Genomic DNA, 21,040 nt, shown 5'->3' with positions numbered 1-21,040 from the left:
TAGCCCCTATCGCGGCGTCATGCCAAGGTCGAGAGGTGACGCGCACCGGTTCCTCTGGCAACGAGCCAACGTCGGAACAGATTGTTGCGGCTCTGCGTTCGGCTGGCTGGTTGCTTGAGCAGGAAACGGGTGCGGCACTGCAACGGCGCGGCTATAGGACTCAATTGGGGTGGGCGTTCCCAGACCCTGATGATCAAACAAAGTCCAGGGAACTCGACGTGATGGCGTACAAGCGTCTTTACGACAACGCCGATCTGCGGATGACAGTCAGCATCCGTTGCCTCATCGAATGCAAGCAGAGCAGTCAGCCCTACGTGCTGATCGGCGGCCCCACCGATACTGCTCAGTCGGGCCGCACCCGCTTGGAACAGATCTACGATTCGATCCGGTAGTGGTGAAGCGCGAGCCTCTCGGGAACGGTGCGACACGCCTGCAAAGCGAGGACGCCCGCGACTACCTCGGTCTGAGTGATCTACGCGAAGCGCCGTGGAATCACGGATTCCTGGCCACTCAAATGACCAGGCTCGAACGGAAATCCGAATGGGTCGCCGACAACAGGGGCATTTTCGACAGCCTTGTGTACCCATTGGCCAAAGCCACGCAGCACCACCGAAACCTCCGCAGGACAAGCAAGGTGAATCACGACCGAAACCACGATTGGGCGGTCACAGAGTTCCTCTACCCGATGGTGGTAACGTCCGCTCCCCTATATAAGGTCGACGTCAGCCAGGAGCCTTACCAACCAGAGAAGGTCGGCTGGACTCCCCTTGTTCGAGAGATCCGGACCAAGACGCTCAACGGCCACTACGTCGTGGATGCCGTCTACGCGACGGCCCTCGACGACTACCTCGATACGCACGTCCAACTCTTCGCAGACCAGGTTCAACACCTGGCAGAAGAAGACCCCGAAAAGTTCGTCACGTCGGGAAACGAGTCCGATACATAAACGACGGCGACGGCCGGTGCTGCCAATACTCGAAAATTGCTGCCGACTGGGGCATTCGACCCACTGCAATACGGCACCTTCGCCACTACCGGCCGTCTGAGACTTTTCTAAGAACCTCCGGTTTGGTGGTGGCTTCGCCAACCGCCAAGTTCGTAGCGTGCGGCGCATGCGGACGCCTGCGTGCGCGTCATGGTGATGACGCTGCACAAGCTGACCGCTGGGGACGGATACCTGTACCTGGTGCGGCAGGTCGCTGCCGCCGACAGCACCGAGCGTGGCCGCTCCACGCTGGCCGACTACTACTCAGCCAAAGGTGAATCGCCCGGTCGGTGGATGGGTCGGGGCTTGGCCGCTTTGTCTGACGCCGGCCGCTGCGAAGCCAGTCCGCAAGCCCGCGAGGCGATTTGGACCGTCGATGAGGGATCAGGCGTCAGCGAGGCGCAGATGCGCGCCCTATACGGATTGGGTCTGCACCCCAACGCCGAGCGCATCGAGACCTACGTCATCGGCCGGAGCATGGGCTCGGGGCGGGCGGCCAGCCGACTCGGTCGTGAGTTCCTGGTACGCGACGGCGAACCGGAGTACGCGCGGCGTCTGGCGGTGGCCTTCCGCGACCACAACGCCGAGAACGGCGCACACTGGAACGCCACCATCGCCCCGGAGATCCGCGCACAGATCCGCACCCGCGTGGCTGTGAAGCTGTTCGCCGAGGAGTACGGCCGCCCACCCGCCGATGACCGCGAACTGTCCGGATTCATCGCCCGCAACACCCGCGCCCGCACGACCGCCGTCGCCGGATACGACCTGACGTTCTCGCCGGTGAAATCAGTGTCGGCGCTGTGGGCCATCGCCCCGCTATCGGTGGCCGAGCAGATTGAGGCTGCCCATGATGCGGCCGTCGCCGACGTATTGGAGTGGCTGCAAGATCAAGCCACCTTCACCCGCACCGGCGCCGGCGGCGTCGCCCAGGTCGACGCCGAAGGACTCATCGCCGCAGCGTTCACCCACCGCGACTCTCGCGCCGGCGACCCCGACCTACACACCCACGTCGCGATCTCCAACAAGGTGTCCCACGTGGACACGGGCGGCGTGCGCCGCTGGCTCGCCCTGGACGGTCAACCGCTGCACCGGGTGACGGTCGCGGCCTCTGAGTTGTACAACACCCGCCTCGAAGCCCACATGATCGACAGGCTCGCGGTGTCGTTCGTCGAACAGTCCCGCGGATTAGGGAAGCGGCCGGTCCGCGAGATCGACGGAATGTCACCAGAATTGATGACGCGGTGGTCGAGCCGGCGGGCCGCGATCAAGGCGCGTATAGCCGAGCTGGCAAAGCAGTTTCAGGCCGATCACGGCCGCGAACCAACCAACACCGAAATCATCGCTTTGGCCCAGCAGGCGACGCTGGAATCGCGCGAGGCCAAACACGAGCCGCGCTCGCTGGCCGAGCAGCGCCACGTGTGGCGCACCCAAGCCGTAGAAGTCCTCGGACGGGACGGGCTGCACCGCATGTTGGCCGGTGTCCTGGCCGGTCGGAACCGAACCCGCACCACTCCCGTCGTCGATCATGAATGGGTCGCGTCGCGTGCTGGCGAACTGATTGCCACTGTGTCGGAATCGCGGGCCACTTGGCAGCGTCACCACGTGCGCGCCGAAGCGTTGCGAATCGTTCGAACCCACGGCGTGGCGCACGATGTCGCATTGGTCGAACGACTCACCGATACCGCTCTGTCGGACGCGTTTTCGGTGCCGCATGCCCGAATCGCCGACACCGAATTGGGCGAGCCTGTAGCGTTGCGTCGCCGCGACGGTGCCAGCGTCTACTCCCGCCACGGCGTGGCGCTCTACACCAGCCGCGACACCCTGGCCGCCGAGCGGCGCATTTTGGCCGCGGTGCATCGCTGCGACGGCCGCGCCGCCACCGCCGCCGATGTCGAACTGGCGCTGGCAAATTCGGCGGCGCGCGGACGCATACTCAACCCCGGCCAGGCCGCTTTGGTCTCGGAGATGGCGAGCACCGGGCGCCGTGTCGCGCTCGCGCTCGCACCCGCTGGAACCGGCAAGACCACGGCCATGGCGGCGTTGGCCCATGCGTGGCGCAGCTCGGGCGGACATGTGATCGGTTTGGCCCCCACAGCCGACGCGGCGATCGTGCTCGGGGCCGACCTGGGCGCCACCACCGACACCCTCGACAAGTACGTCTGGTTAGCCGATCCGGACAAGGCCGCGATCTCCGGAGTGCCCGACTGGTTTAAGCGGGTCGGTCCCGACACGCTCATCATCGTTGACGAGGCCGGCAAGGCCGCCACGGCCGGCCTGGACGCGATGATCACCGACGCGCTGCGCAGGGGCGCGAGCGTGCGCCTGGTCGGTGACGACGGCCAGTTGTCGTCCATCTCGGCAGGCGGTGTTCTGCGCGACATCGCCGAAGCCACCGACGCACTCACCTTGAGCGAAGTCGTGCGATTCAAGTCACCGGCGGAAGCCGCCGCCGGGCTCGCGCTGCACGACGCCGACCCGGCCGGCATCGGCTTCTACATCGACCACCACCGCATCCACGTCGGCACCGAGGAGACCGCCGCTGACATGGCCTATCAGGCATGGCGGGCCGACCTGGCAGCAGGCGCCGATTCCATCCTTCTCGCACCGACCAACGATGTCATCAACGAGCTCAACGCCCGCGCCCGCAGTGACCGGCTGGCCGCCGATCCCGACGCGGCCAGCGCGGCCACGGTGGTGCTGGCAGATCAGCTGCACGCCAGCGTCGGAGACACCATCCGCACCCGGAAAAACAATCGCCGAATCACCATTGGGCGCAGCGATTTCGTGCGCAACGGCTACCGCTACACCATCACCGAAGTCCTCACCGATGGCAGCGTGAAAGCCCGCCACCTGCGCAGCGGACGCATCGTCACGCTGCCCGCCGACTACATCGCCGAACACGTCACGCTGGGCTACGCGGCCACCATCGACTCCGCCCAAGGCCTGACCGCAGGACGGCGCGATACCAAGGGCACCTGCCACATCGTCGGCTCTGACATGCTGACCCGCCAGCACCTCTACGTCGCGATGACCCGCGCCACCGACGAAAACCACCTGTACCTGTCCACCGCCGAAGGCGATCCCCACCGACTGCTCTCCCCCAAAGCCACCCACCCCGACACCGCCGTCGATGTCCTGACCCGCACCCTGGCCCGCGACGGCGCCCAGGTGTCGGCCACCACCGAAGCCCGCCGCGCCGAGGACCCGGCCACGCGGCTACAGGCTGCGGCCGACATGTTCTACGACGCCTTGGGCGTGGCAGCCGAAAACCAGCTAGGAGCAGGTGCGCGGGATCGGTTGGACGCCATCGCTGATGACGTCATCCCCCGGCTGAGCCAGCGCGAGGCCTGGCCGGTGCTGCGGCGCAACCTGTCTGTCCTGACGCTCGGCGGCGCAGATCCCCGCGAGCTGCTGACCGACGCGCTGGCCAAGGGCAGTGTCGATGACGCCACCGAACCCGCCGCGGTCCTCGATCACCGCATCGACCCCGCTGGCACCCACTCCGCCGGCATCGGGGTGCTGCGCTGGCTTCCCGCCATCCCGCCGGCGCTGGCCGACGATCCGCACTGGGGCGCCTACCTGGCCCGCCGCGAGCAACTGGTCCAAGGCCTGGCCGACCAGATCCGTGAGCGGGCGCGGGCATGGACCAACGCGACCGCCCCCGCCTGGGCGCGGCCGCTGATCACCGTGAATCCGGCACTGACCGCCGAGATCGCGGTGTTCCGTTCCGCCACCGGCGTGGAAGACGCCGACACCCGTCTCACCGGCGCGCGCCAGTACCCCGTGCGGACCCGCGCCGTACAGGCCAGCCTGCAGCGCTACGCCGCGGCCGACATCGGCCGGCGCAGTGCGGACACCACCCGCTGGAACGACCTCATCGACGCCATCGACCCGCGCCTGCGCGCCGATGCCTACTGGCCACAGCTGGCCGCCCAACTCGCCCAGGCCACCCGCACCACCGCCGACCTGCGGCAGATCATCACCACCGCTGCTCGGCAAGGCCCCCTGCCCGAGGAGCTGCCCGCCGCCGCGCTTTGGTGGCGCATCGCCGGCGCCCTGTCCCCGACCGCCACACTGGCCACCACGCATTCGCGGCTGCGTCCGGCCTGGATCACCGATGTCGAGGCCGCGTTCGGGGCCGCGCTGACCGAAACCATCACCTCCGATCCGGCCTGGCCCGGGCTGGTCGCGGCTATCAGCGCGGCAGATCCGGCCACCTGGACCCCGCGCGACTTGCTCCACGTCGCCGCCGAACACCTCGCCGACGCCGCCGACGCCGACCACCCAATCCCCCCGGGCGACTACGCACGCTTGATCACCTACACCGTCGATGCGTTCACCCACCGGCTGCAAGCGCGTCTCGGCATCGACGTCGAAGACCTGCCCACCCCCGAGGACGCCCCACCGCACCCCGACGAGGAAGCACTGTTCCCGCCCGACCCTGATAGCCCCTTCGCCGACATCGACCAAGCCCCACCCTTCGACGACCACTTCGACGCCGCCCCGCCCGATGGCTCATGCGAATACACCTCCCAAGAATTCGGAGATTTGCAATTCGAAGACCTCTCAGCAAACCGCCCTGTCCCCGAATTAGGCATCACCATGAATTTGGTAACCACACTGCAACAGGAATACCGCGACGTTTGCGAATCAATCAAAACCTTGGATGCAGAAATTCGCGCAGGAAATGGCCCCGCTATGCGCGCTGCGGCCGACGAGCTGTTGCGGATGCGCCGCCAAGTCGACGCCGATCGACCCTACGGCCACGCCGTCGCCACAGTGATGGAGCAATGGGCCGATGCCGACGCCGCCTACAACGACACCCTGCGCCTGATCGAGCACGCCCGCACTCAGCTCGACCTCCTACGGACCAACCCCGATGCCGACGAACTCGACATCGCCTCAGCGCAAGCCGATCTGGCCTTTCACACCCGCCGCCTGCCTCAGCCACCGTCGCATCAGTTTCACCAGGCCTTCGCCGAGGCGCAGGCTGCGCGCACCGCGGCCGCCGGCGGCCACAAGATCGTCACCGAGCACGACATCGCCGCCGCACGCGGCGACGCCGAGCGCGCGGACCTGGCCGCCCGCGCGCTGCTGCGCGACCGCCGCCAGGCGCTGCGCCGCGAGCTCGACCGCGCTGAGCGCGACGTCGCCGGTGCCTTTGCCGCGGCCCAGACCGCCACCTCCGACACACTCGAGCAGCTGCTGAAAACGGCGCACTCCGAAGTTGCCCTGCTCCAGGTGGCCGGCGACGCCGACCTGACCCGTACGCCGTTGCTCATCCCCGCGGCGGCCCTCGCAGCGCACGAGCCCCACACCGCCGACCGGCTCAAATCCTTGGCCGCGCAGCCCTATCGGCTCAGCGTGGTGCGCGCCGACGCCACCGACCGCGAAACCGTCGCGGCGCTCTACACCCTGCGCAGCACGGCCAACGCCAACGACCGCAAAGTGCTCTGGCTCTCGACCACCGACGCCAGCGCGGCGCCCGCCCGCGAGGCCGAGCTGGCCGACACCATCACCACCGCTTCTCGCGCCGAGCGCCAAATCAGCGACCACCAGTGGGCGCTACCGCCCGGAGCAATCGTCATCATCGATGACCCCGCAGCCGCCGAACTCGACCAGCTGGCCACCATCGCCCGCCACGCCGACGCCGCCGACGCCCGAGTCATCCTCCTCGACCCCAGCAACAGTCGCGGCCCCAGCTCGTCGGCGCTGCGGTTGCTCACGAACTCCCTGCCGTGGAACACCACTCTTGGAGCCACCCCGTCAGGTTCCATAGATCCGCTGCTGGACGCCACTCCAGCCGTCACCTTGGCCGATCGCCTCGGCCGCACCCACCTCAGCGAGTGCTGGCGTCACGTGCTCAGCCAGTACGACAACGCCGCCCGCGGCGTGCGCGCCGCTCAGCGCCGCCACCTCGCCGTGGGATGGCGCACCCCCGAGGCCGCGTTGGAGGCACCCGAACACACCCTCGGCGCTGGCATCGATGACTAGCTCTTACTACTCCATAACCGTGAGGTCGTAGCCCGGTTTGGTTGCACCACAGCAACTATCAGCTGGTTCTGATCGAAATTGAGCGTCATTTGATCGCGAATGTTGGCATCGCCATGGAGTCTGACTCCACGGCTCAGCGCCAGAGTTTGGCGCCTTCGACCTGGAGTTCGTAGCCGAGGACGCGAGAGCTTACCCTTTGGGGGTGTAACCCACTAAGGGTAGGACGGTGCTATGAGCGAGATGATCCGCACCGACAGCCGCGGCCGCGTCACGCTCGTGGGCCACCCGGACTCGACTTACTTGCTCCGCGAGGAACCTGATGGGGTGCTGGTGCTGGAACCGGCGGTGGTCATGTCGGCGGCTCAGGCGAGCTACTTAGCGCTGCCGACTGCCGACCGCGCGCGTATCGAGGAGTTCGTCGACGACCCGTCCACCGCGGTGAAACGCAGCTATAAGCGGCGCCAGTAACCGTGCCCATCGAGTACGCACCGGAGGCCGCCGCGCAGCTCGACGCGCTGGAGCAATCTGCCGACGATCAGACTTGGGACGCGATCTGCGATGTACTCGAACTGATCGACCAGCACCCGGAGAGTGCACAGGCCCGGCGGGAAGAAATCACCGGGTCGAACGGCGCGAGGATGTGGAAGGTGTCTGCGCGATCCGCATCCGTCGATGATCTCGCCGTCCTGTGGAGTCGCGGCTCCGCTGGCGACTATGTGTGTTCGTCGGCGCGATGCCGATCGCGAGGTAGTAGCGCAGCCGCCGAACCGCACGGGACTTCTCGACACGGCGCAACGCCAAGGTGATCGACGCAGAGATTCGCGCTAAAAACCAGGCTTTACGTCAATTCAGGCTCCGATAGAGGGGGCCAGCATTGCCCAGACGTTGTAACCGGTGGGCTCATCGAGGCCGCGCGAGAACGGTTCACAACTGTTTGAGAAGAGATTCGCTAGATGCTTACTCAGCGTGGCCAACGCATCCGAGGAATCGTCCCAACCGCACGTCATTGTCACGATCAGTTCGACTGCGGCGGTCTATTATTGCACGCATGGCGACGCCGACTCCCAATGAGTCCCGGCAGCCCGGCCGTCAGCCCGAGGCGCTCGACGAACATCTCCTCGACGCGGGATATGCCTACCTGGCCGCCGTGTTCAAGAATGAAGTTGCCAACACAGAAAGACGCACGGCCCGGGGGAATCACACCAGCCGCCGCGAACCGTAGATCTCGTCCTCAGCTCTCGCGTAAAGAACAGCAGAGAAGATCACAACGTGGCACCTCAATCCTCGGCCCAGCCTGCAATCCGGGCACTCCGATGCGTGCCTCACGGTATCGTTAGAAGCGCCGGGATCTACTCACTCGCCTCCGCTAACCGGCTGTACACCTCGGCTGGGACGAGCATGGCGACCTCGCTTCCGCGCCTGGTAATTACGAAGATCTGTCCCTTTTCCACTTCATCGAGAATTTGGCCGAAATGGCGGCGTAGTACCGTCATGCTTATCCGCGGCAACGACTGATCAATCATCGGGTACTGCAATTGATATCCATGACCGTTCGCACCTCCGCGATTAATCCAGTCTCACGCAACTCGGCCAGATCTACCATTAACGCGGGTCCTCTCGTCGAAGCTGCCACATCGACGAACTCATCCGCCAACGTCGAGGTCGGCTTCCACGCTGGCGAGTGCAGCAACGATCGATTCCCGAAGATCCAGGTTGCCGACCGCTGCCGCGGCGTAGCACATATCGGGAAGGGGTAATGGACGTGTTGCCCACCCACCGATGTGCTCCGCAGTGCGAGCCACCAACCAGTGAGCCCGATAGTTTGCCAGCTCCCCGCGGGTGTCGTTAGGGTCGGCGGTGGAGCCGCTGACGAACGCCGGCCGGCAGATGGACGTCACCGTATTGAAGTTCTTGGCATCCTCGTCGTAGATCGCCCACTGCTGAGGGCTGGGATCGCAGTCGCCGCCGCGGGCCATCCAGACCTGCCGGATCGAGTAGGGAATACCTCCATCCACCGCATGAGTCTGGTCAGCTGCTGCGTTGATAAGCGACGCGCTCGCCGCTGAAACAATCCTGTCTTGAAACAAGGGCGCGGCATCCATGATACGAAGCAGCCGCGTGTACACGTCGGGCCAAATCACCGCTAATCGGTGCAGATGCATCCTGTCCAGGACGGGGGCGGCGACCTGAATGCCGGGTTGCAGTAACGGATTCGTTTGGCGCGTGCACGAGGGCGGGTGTTCCACCCCGGCGTTCCGCAACGTACTCGCGTTGAGTGTGGTCGCTGCCGCGGTAAGCCGCCAGCCAGTTGCGGAGCGCAGCTGCGCATACTCGAGCAGAACGCGTGCAGGATCGGCCCAGCCAAACCACACCTGCCGAAAGTGGCTGTCCAGCAATGGATCTGTCGCCAGCACACGAACCGAACGCGGAATGAAGACGCCAGCAGGGATGTAGCTTGCTCCGTCATTAGACGTGACGACTGTTTCCATGCCGCTCGTCGAGCGGAAAATCCCTACAGCCCACTCAATTGGGTAGCTGACCGTCTGCGCGGCATGCTGGAGCTTCCACGCCAGCTCCTTGGCGGCCGCCGCATCGGCCGATTCCCGCCGCTCGCGTGCAGCATCGGTCCGACCCGCGGCCACCACGCTTGCCGGAATCAACGTCGGGCCCGCTCCACCACCGGAAAACTGCGCCGCTGCCGACGGGGCATGGCTTTGGTTACCGGCTGGCGCACCTGTGGGAACAGCCGCAGGAGGTAGGGACACGGTGCCTGCTGGCGGTCCCATTGCACCGGGCGGAAGCATGATCGGCGCACCCCCACCAGCACCCGTTCCAGCCCCAGAAGCGCCAGCCGAGATGTTTGGGGCTGCTATGCCTGCCTGCGCGCCCGCGGGAATCCCACCGCTGCCAGTCGCTGCAGATATCGACGTTCCAGGAATAGCATGCCCTGCCCCAGGCAAGGCTGCCGGTGAACTCGATGGCGCTCGGGGTGGCGCCGACACCCCACCGCTGAGACCAGTCGTCGTCGTAACTCCCTGAGTGAACGCAGACAACGGGGACTCAGCACTTGCGCCAGGGCCTGGAGTGCCATCCGCGCTGGGCGATCCGCCTACCGAGCTCGGCATCTGCGCGGTGGCTCGACTAAGTGGAGTGAAGCCCATCTCGTGTATGCCGGTACGTCCCAGGCTGCCAGGCATCTTCGACCCGGTACTGATAACACTGCCACCGCTGCTACTAATACCGCCCATCGACGGCATACCGCCACCGAGCGGTGAAGGCGTTTGCAGCGGCGGGGTCGCCTCAGTCGCCTGCGTTTTCGGTCCGGCAACTGTAGTAATTCCCTCGTCGACTGAATCAGGGTCTCGCGGACCAATCCCAGCCTGAGTGGATGACGTACCTGTTCTCGAGTTGTCCGGCGGCGTGGCGGGATGAGACTCGTCGCTACCGTTTTCACGTGAGGTGTTCCAAGGACCATCTTCTTGCTCGACGCCCGATGACGTGTTGTCGACGGGCTGTATCGGCGGCGCGGTGGAAATTCCGCCCCACTTCGTCAGAAGACCTATAGCCCTCGTGTTTTCGGCGCTCCGCTGAAACGAAGCATGAGAAGCCATTGCGGCGGCCACTCCGGCCTCGGTCTGGTACCGCGCAATACCGTGATAAGTGGAAACCAGACCTTCGACTTCCCCTGGTAGCTTTGCTTGCGCGATCTTGACATCAGCTTCACGGACCAGTTGCTCTTGTCCTGCTCTCGTATTGCGTAGCACCGAGGCGATATCAGCGCACTTGTCGGCGACTGCCCCGTGCCATTCGGCGATAGTTATGGCCTCTTCGGCCAACACCGCTCCGGCCCGGTGCGCTTCGTCGAAGCCCCGCGAATCGGCGGCACCGCGAAATACCGCGTTGTCGCGAAAGATTTGCTGGTGGACTCCCTTCCACGCCGTCGCGCCGTTTCGATACGACCGTTCTAGCGCATCCCAGTGGGAAGCGTCCGGCGGCTCCATCTCCGACGTGACAATCAGTCGCCCATATGATCCTGTAGACGTTCTGGTCGCGGCCATCAACGCAACCCACATTCGCTCACGATCGTCGCAACGAGTGCATTGGCTCGGTCAGCAGCATCGTTGGCTGCCTCCCAATCACGCATGTTCACTGAATGCAACCTGTCGATCTGCGTTGCCATCCAGCTCTTGACGGGTGCCAATACTGCCGGTGGCGCGGCTGGCTCGACCTTCGATCGAAGAAACGCAATCGAAGTCATACCAACTCGCTTCTCATCGGTACGTGCGCGACGTGCTTCTGGGCTGGAGCCATCAGGCTCGGCGGTTGTCGCTCGCAGCTTGCCTGCTGAAGCGAGCGCCCGCGCGGCTTGATCCCACGCGGTGCAAGTTGCGCCACCAGCGGCCTCGATCTCACCCTTGCTGTAAACGGCCGCCGAGGGGGGTACGAGTCTCACCGTGTGCGGCGCCGGTTGAGGGTGGTCGGCCAAGGCTAGGCCGGTATTCGCCACGGCGCCTGCCGCGAGCCCGAATGCCGCCGCGGCTACGGCGAACCCGTCGCAGTGGCTACGCCGGCGCCTCATGGTTGTTCGGTCCGTTCGTCACGTCTAGCGGAAATTTCGGATGTGGCTGTCATGTGTGCTCGGGCCCGGGTCACAAGTTCCTTCACAGCTGGGTCCAAAAGCCGTGCGACAGTGACGTTGAGGCTCTTGGCGTACGCAACCACCAGATCGTGGTCCTCTTGGCTGACACGCTTCGCCAATAGCTTTGTGCTTGCACGGTTTTCGCGATGGCGCCAATTGCGCTGACGACCGGGAGCATCTTTTGACATTCGATGACTTGCAGATCTGGTTTCACTTATACCTGCGGGAACCAGGCACTCCTGTTGCTGAGGCAACAGCTGACAGCCACAGGCGACGCCCTTTCAAGGTCGCGCAGTTCGAAGGCACACTCGTCAAAACTCAGCCCTGCGTCAACGAGCGCTCTCATCCACGCGATCAGTGTGCGTTCCTCGTCGGCTGGCGACGCGCGCGCCCATAGTCGGCCGTAGGTCGCTGCGACGGCCTCTACATACGCTTCGCGCACCACGTCCCGAGCGTCATCGAACAGCACCTGCGAAATCGCGGCATACCGTTCCAGCCCGACAGTATCTATGCCGCAAACACTGAAATACAGCGAAGCGTCTGTCACCTCCGCGCGCCACAGGTCCTGCAGTGTGGCACCGTATGGACTTGTTGACTGCAGGAGGTGTACGAAATCTGCGCCACGCACATACGTCGTTGACCGGCTTATTGGTCCATAACAAGACGGCCGCACCAATGCACTTTTCGTACGCAGGCCTTCATTGAGCGACGAGGCAAGGCCAACGCATGCGCCTCCAAGACGATTCCATAGCTCATCCAGGTAGGCAGCATGACGCATGAGCGGGGTCGTCACGAACGCAGAGTCATCGGGCAGAAGGTCCGAGGTTACAACCCTAAACGAGCGGGCCCAGGATGCCGCATGTCCAACAACCTCTGAAAGATCGGCATGTCTTCTACCGAGTTCGAATCCTCGATTATTGGCCTGTCTCAGTTCATCTTTCACAGTCACCTCCGCGTTTTCGACAGCCCCATAGGGTAGTGGCTTCACATCCACCACGACGACGCTCGTTCGTACAGCGGACGCACATACCTGCCGCAAGAATCACTAGTCAATGTTGCGTCGTACATACCCATACGGTACCGCCGCCATGCGTCTATTGACTAGCAGCCGAAAACACATTGCGCGCAGCACGTTCTGGCGGTCTGCACCGCGGGTCCGTTAGTGGACAACTCACACACAACTAATGGCCAAGTAGTGCCCAACTAACGCTCAATTTCAGTTTGAAACACTTGACCTGGACTCAATGTCCGCGCGCACGGATGCCGGAGGGCGTGTGCTCGCTGTCCAGACTTTGCGGACTTCGCGACCGGTGGGTCGCCCGAGAACGCCGATCATCGTGAGTCTTCCGCGCGGTGGGAATCGCTTGCATTCGCCCCAAGATGGCGACACGCGTTGAATTTCGACTCAAGTCGCTCAAGGTGGTGGACGCCGTCTCGACTGTTCATCTACGTTCCGACCATCGAGATGGGGAGCTAGGACTCGTGAAAGCCGGAGTACATCGTGCGGCGAAGGCTTAAGCAATCGGCTGCTTTCCATGATTCGAGACGAATCCAGATGCCAAGAGACGATCAAAGCGGGAAGTAGGAGACATCAGCCGATGAGTTGGAAAGCACTCGACTGGTCCTTAACCGTCGAGGTATCGACTCCAATAGAGCGCCTAATCCTTATGTTGCTGGCGAACCGGGCAGACGAGAGCCTATCCTGCTACCCGTCAACCAAACGACTCGTGACGGAGTCTTGCGCCGCGCGTAGCACCGTCTTCAAAACGCTTCGCAAGCTCGAGGACGACGGGCTCATTCTTCGAGTTGCCCAGCATCACGAATCCGGAGCCAGGCGCTCGAATCAGTACCTTCTCAATCTTTCCGATGTGCTCCACGAGCGCCGTAGTCCGGAATTCGCACTCCCTCGGTCCACCATCACGACGCTCCCGGTCCGATCTTCGGACAACGACGGTCTACCTCCAGTACGTCTGTCGGCCCGTGGTACGGACCCCTTGAACCCCTCCAAAGAACCTTCTTCCGAACCAGGCTCAGCCTCCTTATTAGATTCTCTTCCTCGACCATGGCGGGTAAGTGGTGAGGACGCACGGAAACTGACACCTGCAATCGAGGCGGCTTTCGCTGCGGGCTGGACATCACAGACGTTATTGGCTCATCTTTCATCTCGGCCCGACGGAGTCCGCCACGCCGCTGCCGTTCTGGCTCGACGCCTATCCGAACTGCCGCCGCCACCGCGCTGGTCAAAAGCCCGGAGAGCACCATGGTGTGGCGAATGTGAGGACTCGCTGTCGCGCACGATCACCATCACACAGTCCGATGGCACCGAGGCCGCAACATTCTGCCCCCGATGTAGCCCGCAGATGCAGAACGCGTCTACCGAAGCAACTATTGATAGCGAAAGGAGGTGAGATTCGTTGCAGAACAATGTATTTGATCAGCTTCCGCTGCTCCTGGCAGTACCGCATGCAGCCAAGATTTTGGGTATCAGTCGCGCTGCGGCTTACCGGCTCGCGGCGTCCGGTGAGCTCCCAGTGCGCAAACTGGGCGGGCGTGTGTATATCGTCACGGCCGAACTGCGTGAGCTGGTCGCATCGTGAGAGGGTCTGTCTACCGATGTGGCAACACATGGACGTACCGATTCCGAGCACCCGAGAAAGACCCGATTACAGGCGGCTACCCGACGATTTCAAAAGGGGGCTTCGCGACTGAAAATGAAGCCTGGAAAAGTTTGTCGCGATGCTATGCGAGAGGCCGATCAGGGCCGCGTTGCGCCCTCGACCCGCACTGCGGCTCAGAGGCCGACCACTTCGTCGTGTCCACCTGTCACACACGTGAGGCAACATGGGATGAAATCACTCGGGCTCAGACCTGTGTCAGCAGGAGGGCAGATGACTACCACTGACGAGCCGGGTGCCAAACGCACCCGTCGCGCCGAGCCGATCACCAGGCACACCGCAAAGAACGGCGCGGTCAGCTATAGGTTCCAAGTCGACGTCGGCATCCGGCCCGACGGCACCCGCGACAGGCAGCGATTCACCTTTTCCACGCTGGCCGAAGCGCGTCGCGAGTACCGGAGGATCACCACAGAAGTGGCAGCCGGCGCATTCGTGAAACGCGATTCGACCACTGTCGCGGAGTACCTGACCCGGTGGCTCGACAGCAGACGCGACGTGCGCCCCAACACTCTTGCCGGATACCGGCATTCCTTGAAGCCTGTCATTGACGCGCTCGGCAGCATAGGTCTTCAACAGCTGCGTACCGCTGACATCGACGCCCTGGTGACTGTGCGACTGAGCGGCACACCGATCACTCAGCGCGACAAGAGAGGTCGTCGCGCAGTTGAAGTACTCAGCTTCTTGCGAGGACGGGCCGAAGGGGCGCAGTACAACGAGATCCTGACCGCCCTCGGTGAATCAGGCATCAGATCCCTCGGCCGGCTCGTGGCCTCTGGGGGGGTGGTGCGGAAAGGACGTGGTCGCTACGTCGCCGCCGAGCCAAGCGCTCCACAGCGCCCCCCGGTTCCCGGCAGTGTCAGTCCCCGGACTGTTGTCACCATGCTTGTCGTGCTGTCGTCTGCCCTGGACGACGCCATGCGAGAAGGTCTGGTGGCGCGGAATGTTGCGCGCTTGGTAAAGCGTCCGACGGTCGAACATCATGAGATGCGAAGCTGGACGCCAGAACAAGCTGGCCAGTTTCGGCATCACGTACGAGACGACCGTCTGAACGCTTGCTGGTTGTTGACTCTCGCCGGACTTCGCCGGTCGGAAGTGCTCGGGCTGAGATGGTCCGACGTAGATTTCGATGCCGGCACTGTGTCCGTCGCTCAGGGCCGCGTGGTGGTTGAAGGCACAGGGACAGTCACCGGCGATCCGAAGTCCAAGCGCTCGCGCCGGGCGTTGCCGATGCCCCTGGACGTCCTCGCAGCGCTCCGGACCTTCAGGCTTCGTCAAGCTGAGGAACGGCTCGCCCTCGGATCGGAGTATCCCGACACCGGACTTGTTGCCGTCAACGCAGACGGCTCCCTCATCCGGCCGGAGACCTACTCATCCCAGTTCGCTCAGCACGCGAAAGACGCTGGCGTGCCCGTCATTCGGCTACATGATGTGCGGCACACCGCCGCCACCATGCTGCTCGACGGCGGCACCACACCGTCGGCGACGGCAAAGTGGCTTGGCCATGATCCGGCGATCACGCTGCGGGTGTATGGGCACGTCTATGACGATGCTCTCGCCGCGGCGGGTGATGCGCTGATGGGGCGGTCGCGCAATAACGGAGAACAGAAACGTTAGCTTCCCGTGGTCGGGCGGTCGTTCGGGCTACATGCTAAATTCCCGCGTACTGTCATTTGCCACGGTGATGGGACCACCGGTTCGCCAGCGGGTAGGGACCACCTGTTTGGCTCAAGGGGCATGATCTTTCGTCTTGGGTCAGCTGTCAACTGAGGGTTTCTGGCGTCGGCGGTAGGACTGGCCTTCGACGACGAGTTCGTGTGCTGTGGAGGTGAGCCGGTCCACGGCGGACTGGGCCAGCAGTGGGTCGGTCATGACGGCCAGCCATTCGTCGGGAGTTCGGTTGGATGTCAGCACGGTGGAGGCCTTCTGGTGGCGGGCCACGACCAGCTCGTAGAAGTCGGCGGTCGCGGTGGCGTCCATGGGCTGCAGGGCGAAGTCGTCGACAATCAGCAACCGGACTTGAGCGAGCCGCCGCATCTCGGCTTCGGTGCTGTTGTCGAGTCGAGATGCCCTGAGCCGCTTGAACATCGAGTCTGCTCGCAGCATCAGGGTGGGGATCTTGCGGCGCACCGCGATATGGCCGAGCGCGGTTGCCAGATGGGTTTTGCCGACCCCGACCGCACCCAGCAGTAGCGCCCCGTGCGGTCCGTCGAGGAACCGCAGGCTGGTCAAGTCGGCCCATAGTGTGCGGTCGTAGCGCACGGCCGCGGTCTCGTCCCACGCCTCGAGGTGCATGGCCGGGTCCAGGCCGGCGTCGCGGCGCGCCGGGCGGCTGAGCTGGTGTCTCTGCGGGTGGCCTCATCGGCCAGGACGAGTTCGAGGAACGCGGCATGGGACATGTGTCGTTGCCCGGCCAGGATGAGCCGCTCGGGCAGGGTGTCGAGCATGCGGCCGAGTTTGAGTTGACGCATCACGTGTTTCAGATCGGCCGAGACTGGATCAATGACAACGTCTTTGGTGGGTCTGGGCATCACAGTTGCTCCTGTCCGGGCTCGTCGAGGACGCCGCCGTCGATGACGGTCAGCCAGTCCGGCCTGGTCGGCTTGGCCGGCGTGGGTGGGCTGGTGCGGTATTCGTCGGGGTCGCGGGCGAACCGTGCCGGGGCCAAGCCGGACGCGGCGCGTGGTGGCGGCTGTTCGGCGTTCTCGGTGGCTTTGGCCAGCATGGCCGCGATCTTGGTCACCGAGACGACGTCGAGGTCCAGGGCACGCCCACAGGCGGTATCGGTGGGATCCGGGCCGTAGCGTTTGACCAGCCCCAGCAGTCGGTACACCTGACGCATCCGGGTCCACGGCAGGTCGTGATCCAGCAGCCGTTCGGCGTAGATGCCGATGTTGGTTCCGTGCCCGGCGGCGGTGGCGATCAGCCGGTTCAGGTCGCGCATGGCGTAGCCGGTCTTGGCCGCGGGCAGATCGACCGGGTCTGTGCTGCGCCCACCGGGGGGTTGTCGTGGGTGGGTCTTGACCAGCTGACCGCGGTGGAACATCTTGACCAGTTCACCGTCGGCTCGGGCTGAAATCGTCTGTCCCCGATACTGTTCGGGTATCGAGTAGAGTGCTTTGCCGACTTGAACGTGGTAGTCGCGGTGCACTTTGACTTGGGCGTAGATCGGTACCGCGTAAGGTGCGGCGGGCGCCTCGACCAGCAGTGCGGCTTCGGTCTCGGCGAACACCACCGCCGGGCGGGCACAGGTGGTGCCGTGGATGCGTTTGCCGGCCTTCTCGGCGCACCACGCCTGGGCGCGGGCCTGGGCGTCGGCCAGATCGGTGAAGTCCTCCCCGGCGAAGAAGTTGTTCCGCACGTACTGGACCATCCGCTCGACCCGCGGCTTGTCCTGCGGGTGGGCCACCCGGGCCGGGTCGGTGAGGAACCCGCGGGCCTGACTGTATTCCAGCCAGCCGACGGTGAACCTCGGATTCACCGAATCGGCGTGGGCCACAATAGTACTCATATTATCGGGGATCAGGACCTTGAAGACTCCGCCGAAGAACCGCCACGCCGCCTCACAGCCATCGATGACCGCTTGCAACGTCTGGGAGAACGTCAGCCACACGAACATGTGCCGCGAATACACCGCGGTGAAGATCAATGCGTGCACCACCCGGCGGCGCCCACTGACCGAGTCGAACAGCATGCCCATCCGAGCGAAGTCGATCTGGCACTCCACGCCGGGTTCCCCGTCGACCACGGGCACCGTGCCCCCTCGGCCCCGATAGTCGGTGCGCTCAGCGCAATAGCGGTGCAGGGTCCGCTGAGGCACCACCACCCCGCGGCGGGCCAGCAGATCACCGATCTTGACCACCGTCAAACCGTCCTTGACCCAGTCTTTGATCTGATCATGGTTGGCGCACAACGATTCCCACGCCACACCATGGCCTTGCGGACGGTCCGGGCGGACCGCGGCTACCACCGCGCCGATCAACTCGTCACTGAGCTGGTCGACACCACACTCACGATCCAACCCCGCCGCCACTGCGGCATCGACGTAGCGTCGCGCCGTCTTGCGGTCCACCCCAGCCTGGGCAGCCACCGTCCGATACCCCGAACCCGACAGCCATGCCCGCAGCACCTCACGAATCTCGATCACCGAAACCTCCCGATACACAGCGGACCTCCACATCGATTGACGTGAAGCAATCCGACCCAGCAATCGAGCGACTCCAGGCGCGACGCGCCGGGTGGTCCCATTACTGGCAAACGGGTGGTCCCATGACCGTGGCTAAACCCAGCTCAAACCGGTCCCATCACCGTGGCGGGCGACACGCGTACCTCAACGGATTTGATCAGTCGTCGGCGGCGTTCTGCGATGCACTCAGGATTCTGCTCCGCGTCACGCTCGGCTCGGCGGAAGGCCGCTGATCTCTGCATCCGTGCCTGCCTGATCCAACATAGAGGGCTGGCGCAACTTATCGGTGGTCCACAGCATGGCTCCATTGACAGCAGGGAGGTGCGTGCGACTCCACCTTCAGCGCCTGGTCCAGGGAGATCCGCTTCTCCTCTCGCTGGCGCTTGAGCGCACCTTCAATTCTGAACTTGAAGAAACCGACGACAGCAGTCAACACGGCAAGGCACGCGGCCAGGACGCGAATCCGACGAGCCAATACCGGGGTTGGATGAGACTGATCGCGAAAGTTGCCGCAGCGGCCAGAACAGTCAACATTGTGCGCCCGACGTTGAAGGGCAGCCGCGTAGTCCTCGACAGCTCTCGTTTGCTCCGTCCCCAGTGCGGCAGCATCTCGCACCAAATCGCTGTGCCCGGTAGTCAGCGCCCTGGGCTTAGCGTCAGAAGGTGCACCAGCCTTTTGGGCTCAACCTTTCGAAATCTCTTGGCACACTCTTGGCACAACGGAGGTTTTGAGAATCGCTGAGAAACGCAGCTTCAAGCCTCTGAGCTGGGGTTTTGATGGTGGGCGCGGACGGTATCGAACCGCCGACCGCTGGTGTGTAAAACCAGAGCTCTACCACTGAGCTACGCGCCCTCGTCAGGGCAAATTACACGCCGACGAGGTCAGACACGAAATCCGTCAATCCGACCGAAGCGCCGCCAGCGCGTCCGTCCACACGGCCTGATCGCGCGGCTCCCCCGGCTGCTTCATCTCCGCGAACCGGACGATGCCGCCGCGATCCACGACGAAGGTTCCCCGATTGGCGAAGCCAGCGTCCTCGTTGAACACGCCGTAGGCCTGCGCCACCGCACCGTGCGGCCAGAAGTCCGACAGAACGGGAAACAGGAAGCCGCTTTCGGTGGCCCAGACCTTGTGGGTCGGCGGCGGGCCGACCGAGATGGCCAACGTCGCGGTGCCGTCGTTCTCGTAGTCGGGCAGGTGATCACGAATCTCGTCGAGCTCGCCCTGACAGATCCCGGTGAACGCCAACGGAAAGAACACCAGCAACACGTCTTTGGCGCCGCGGAAGTCGCTCAGCGTGACCGGCTGGCCGTTCTGGTCCTTGAGCGTGAAGTCCGGCGCCTCGGTTCCGACGTCGATCAACGGCTCATCTCCTGCCAGCGGCTTTGGATTTCGGCTGAACCAGCCGGCTGGCGATCCAGCCGCCGAGGTTCGCCGACGAGGTCTGCATCAGCCCGGCCGTCGGCGCCGACTCGGCGATTTCCGCCGGCTGCACGTGTCCGGGCTGCCCCGTCTTGGGGGTGACGACCCAGATGACGCCGTCGTCGGCCAGGGGCGTGATGGCGTCCATCAGACGATCGACGAGGTCGCCGTCGTCATCGCGCCACCACAGCAGCACCACGTCGATCACATCGTCGGCGTCTTCGTCGAGCAGCTCACCGCCGCACGCTTCCTCGATGTCGGCCCGGATGTCGTCGTCGACGTCCTCGTCCCAGCCCAACTCCTGCACAACCTGATCTTTTTGGATGCCCAGTCGTTGGGCGTAGTTCGAGGCGTCCTCCGCCGCGACCACCGTCGGTCCTCCTTCAGCCAGCTGGCGCGATGTGCGTCCAGCCCTATCGTCGCACGCCGGGGTCCACTAGCGACTCACCGGCAGCAAGGTTGGGCCGAACTAAATCAATATGCGGCATCGCAGCGGTTCAGCGCGGTGGTCTTCGCATCGTTGAGCTTGGTGATCGCGGCGTTGAATTCTTCGGGGCCGTAATTGCCCTCAATCGCCACTGCCACGCCCCTTGCGGCGTCGACCCAGGTGTTCATCGAATCCTTCAAGTCCGGCGGCAGCGGATCGGACACGCTGCGGGCGACCAGGTCGGCGCTGTGATTGAGAGCGTCGATCGCCGGGCGCGCCTTCGCGTCGGCGTCGGCGGCGCTCTGGTTGAAGGCGTCGACGTAGGCGTTGACCGCGGTGATCGCGTCCACGCTGGTGGTGCTCAGCGACTCGCACGACGTATGAACCGCCTCCTGGGTGAGCGACGCCTGCCGTTCGGACTCGCGGGCACTGGAACTGGCCGCGGACTCCGCGATCGACGCCGACACCGACGCCCGGTACACGGGTGCATCCCCGGAATCGACCGACGCGGTGCCCTGGGTGACACTGCTACAGCCCACGATGATCATCGCCGCGGAAGCGGCACTGCCGACCGCGAGAGCGGCGATCCGCAGGCGTCTCGGAAACAGCCAACCGGTCACCACGGTCTGCAGAGGTTACCGGGTCCATTCGCCACCGCGGGTTCATTCCAGTCCCGCACCCCCACCGGTGCATGTCGTGCAGGATTGGAGAAGG

15 protein-coding genes, 1 tRNA gene and 2 pseudogenes are annotated in these 21,040 nt (G+C 64.3%); 10 read left to right on the top strand and 8 right to left on the bottom strand.

The genetic code is table 11. The features are described 5' to 3' along the window. The first annotated feature begins 35 nt into the window (after positions 1–35). The 6 genes and pseudogenes from G6N36_RS01505 to G6N36_RS01480 all read left to right on the top strand — a co-directional run bounded on the left by G6N36_RS01505 (position 36) and on the right by G6N36_RS01480 (position 8,201). Complete coding sequence (locus G6N36_RS01505) at positions 36–392, top strand: hypothetical protein (RefSeq protein WP_163684363.1); 357 nt, start codon at positions 36–38, stop codon at positions 390–392. A gap of 2 nt (positions 393–394) precedes the next feature. Next, on the top strand, positions 395–946 hold the full coding sequence (locus G6N36_RS01500; protein ID WP_235689936.1) for a hypothetical protein: 552 nt from the start codon (positions 395–397) through the stop codon (positions 944–946). A 189-nt stretch (positions 947–1,135) separates the two neighbouring features. Further along, on the top strand, positions 1,136–6,979 hold the full coding sequence (mobF, locus tag G6N36_RS01495) for a MobF family relaxase (protein WP_163690302.1): 5,844 nt from the start codon (positions 1,136–1,138) through the stop codon (positions 6,977–6,979). Positions 6,980–7,210: 231 nt separating this feature from the next. Then, positions 7,211–7,447 carry a hypothetical protein gene (locus G6N36_RS01490; RefSeq protein ID WP_163684360.1) on the top strand — a complete coding sequence of 79 codons (237 nt, stop codon included), beginning with the start codon at positions 7,211–7,213 and terminating at the stop codon, positions 7,445–7,447. A gap of 2 nt (positions 7,448–7,449) precedes the next feature. Further along, positions 7,450–7,730 (top strand): annotated as a pseudogene (locus tag G6N36_RS30195) (hypothetical protein). Between the two features lie 297 nt (positions 7,731–8,027). Next, on the top strand, positions 8,028–8,201 hold the full coding sequence (locus tag G6N36_RS01480; protein ID WP_179964682.1) for a hypothetical protein: 174 nt from the start codon (positions 8,028–8,030) through the stop codon (positions 8,199–8,201). A gap of 127 nt (positions 8,202–8,328) precedes the next feature. Here G6N36_RS01480 and G6N36_RS30310 read toward each other — a convergent pair whose 3' ends face one another. Then, on the bottom strand, positions 8,329–8,472 hold the full coding sequence (locus G6N36_RS30310; protein ID WP_163684356.1) for a type II toxin-antitoxin system prevent-host-death family antitoxin: 144 nt from the start codon (positions 8,470–8,472) through the stop codon (positions 8,329–8,331). A gap of 150 nt (positions 8,473–8,622) precedes the next feature. Then, the gene (locus tag G6N36_RS29710) at positions 8,623–9,639 is read right to left on the bottom strand and encodes an EspK C-terminal domain-containing protein (RefSeq protein WP_235689935.1); all 1,017 of its coding nucleotides are present in this window, start codon (positions 9,637–9,639) and stop codon (positions 8,623–8,625) included. A 3,514-nt stretch (positions 9,640–13,153) separates the two neighbouring features. On the opposite strand from G6N36_RS29710, the gene G6N36_RS01465 reads away from it, so the two are divergent. The 4 genes from G6N36_RS01465 to G6N36_RS01455 are packed head-to-tail and all read left to right on the top strand — an operon-like array spanning position 13,154 to position 15,907. Beyond that, positions 13,154–14,026 (top strand): helix-turn-helix domain-containing protein, encoded by an 873-nt coding sequence (locus G6N36_RS01465; RefSeq protein ID WP_308205937.1) that lies wholly within the window; start codon positions 13,154–13,156, stop codon positions 14,024–14,026. 6 nt (positions 14,027–14,032) lie between these two features. Then, positions 14,033–14,215: a helix-turn-helix domain-containing protein gene (locus G6N36_RS01460; protein WP_163684352.1), complete on the top strand. Its 183-nt coding sequence runs from the start codon at positions 14,033–14,035 to the stop codon at positions 14,213–14,215. Then, a complete protein-coding gene (locus G6N36_RS30305) occupies positions 14,212–14,520 on the top strand; it encodes an Arm DNA-binding domain-containing protein (protein ID WP_220096923.1) in 309 nt (102 codons plus the stop codon). The genes G6N36_RS01460 and G6N36_RS30305 overlap by 4 nt, the downstream gene beginning before the upstream one ends. Next, the gene (locus tag G6N36_RS01455; RefSeq protein ID WP_235689934.1) at positions 14,507–15,907 is read left to right on the top strand and encodes a site-specific integrase; all 1,401 of its coding nucleotides are present in this window, start codon (positions 14,507–14,509) and stop codon (positions 15,905–15,907) included. Before G6N36_RS30305 ends, G6N36_RS01455 begins: the two co-directional genes overlap by 14 nt. Before the next feature lie 52 nt (positions 15,908–15,959). Here G6N36_RS01455 and G6N36_RS01450 read toward each other — a convergent pair. From G6N36_RS01450 to G6N36_RS01425, 6 genes and pseudogenes are all read right to left on the bottom strand, one after another. Continuing rightward, positions 15,960–16,821, bottom strand: a pseudogene (locus G6N36_RS01450) (ATP-binding protein). Further along, a complete protein-coding gene (gene istA, locus G6N36_RS01445) occupies positions 16,821–18,470 on the bottom strand; it encodes an IS21 family transposase (protein WP_170311100.1) in 1,650 nt (549 codons plus the stop codon). The pseudogene G6N36_RS01450 and the gene istA overlap by 1 nt, the downstream one beginning before the upstream one ends. Positions 18,471–19,254: 784 nt before the next feature. Further along, a tRNA-Val gene (locus G6N36_RS01440) sits at positions 19,255–19,329 on the bottom strand. Between the two features lie 45 nt (positions 19,330–19,374). Then, complete coding sequence (locus G6N36_RS01435) at positions 19,375–19,839, bottom strand: peroxiredoxin (RefSeq protein ID WP_163684347.1); 465 nt, start codon at positions 19,837–19,839, stop codon at positions 19,375–19,377. Positions 19,840–19,843: 4 nt separating this feature from the next. Then, positions 19,844–20,269: a DUF3052 domain-containing protein gene (locus G6N36_RS01430; RefSeq protein ID WP_163684345.1), complete on the bottom strand. Its 426-nt coding sequence runs from the start codon at positions 20,267–20,269 to the stop codon at positions 19,844–19,846. Positions 20,270–20,373: 104 nt separating this feature from the next. Continuing rightward, positions 20,374–20,949, bottom strand: a complete 576-nt coding sequence (locus G6N36_RS01425; RefSeq protein WP_179964691.1) for an Rv2240c family protein — start codon at positions 20,947–20,949, stop codon at positions 20,374–20,376. Positions 20,950–21,040 lie beyond the last annotated feature (91 nt).

Origin of the sequence: Mycolicibacterium gadium (assembly GCF_010728925.1) — a bacterium.
Lineage (GTDB): Bacteria > Actinomycetota > Actinomycetes > Mycobacteriales > Mycobacteriaceae > Mycobacterium > Mycobacterium gadium.
The sequence above is the reverse complement of the archived record's forward strand: the minus strand, read 5'-3'. Positions and strand labels throughout refer to the sequence as shown.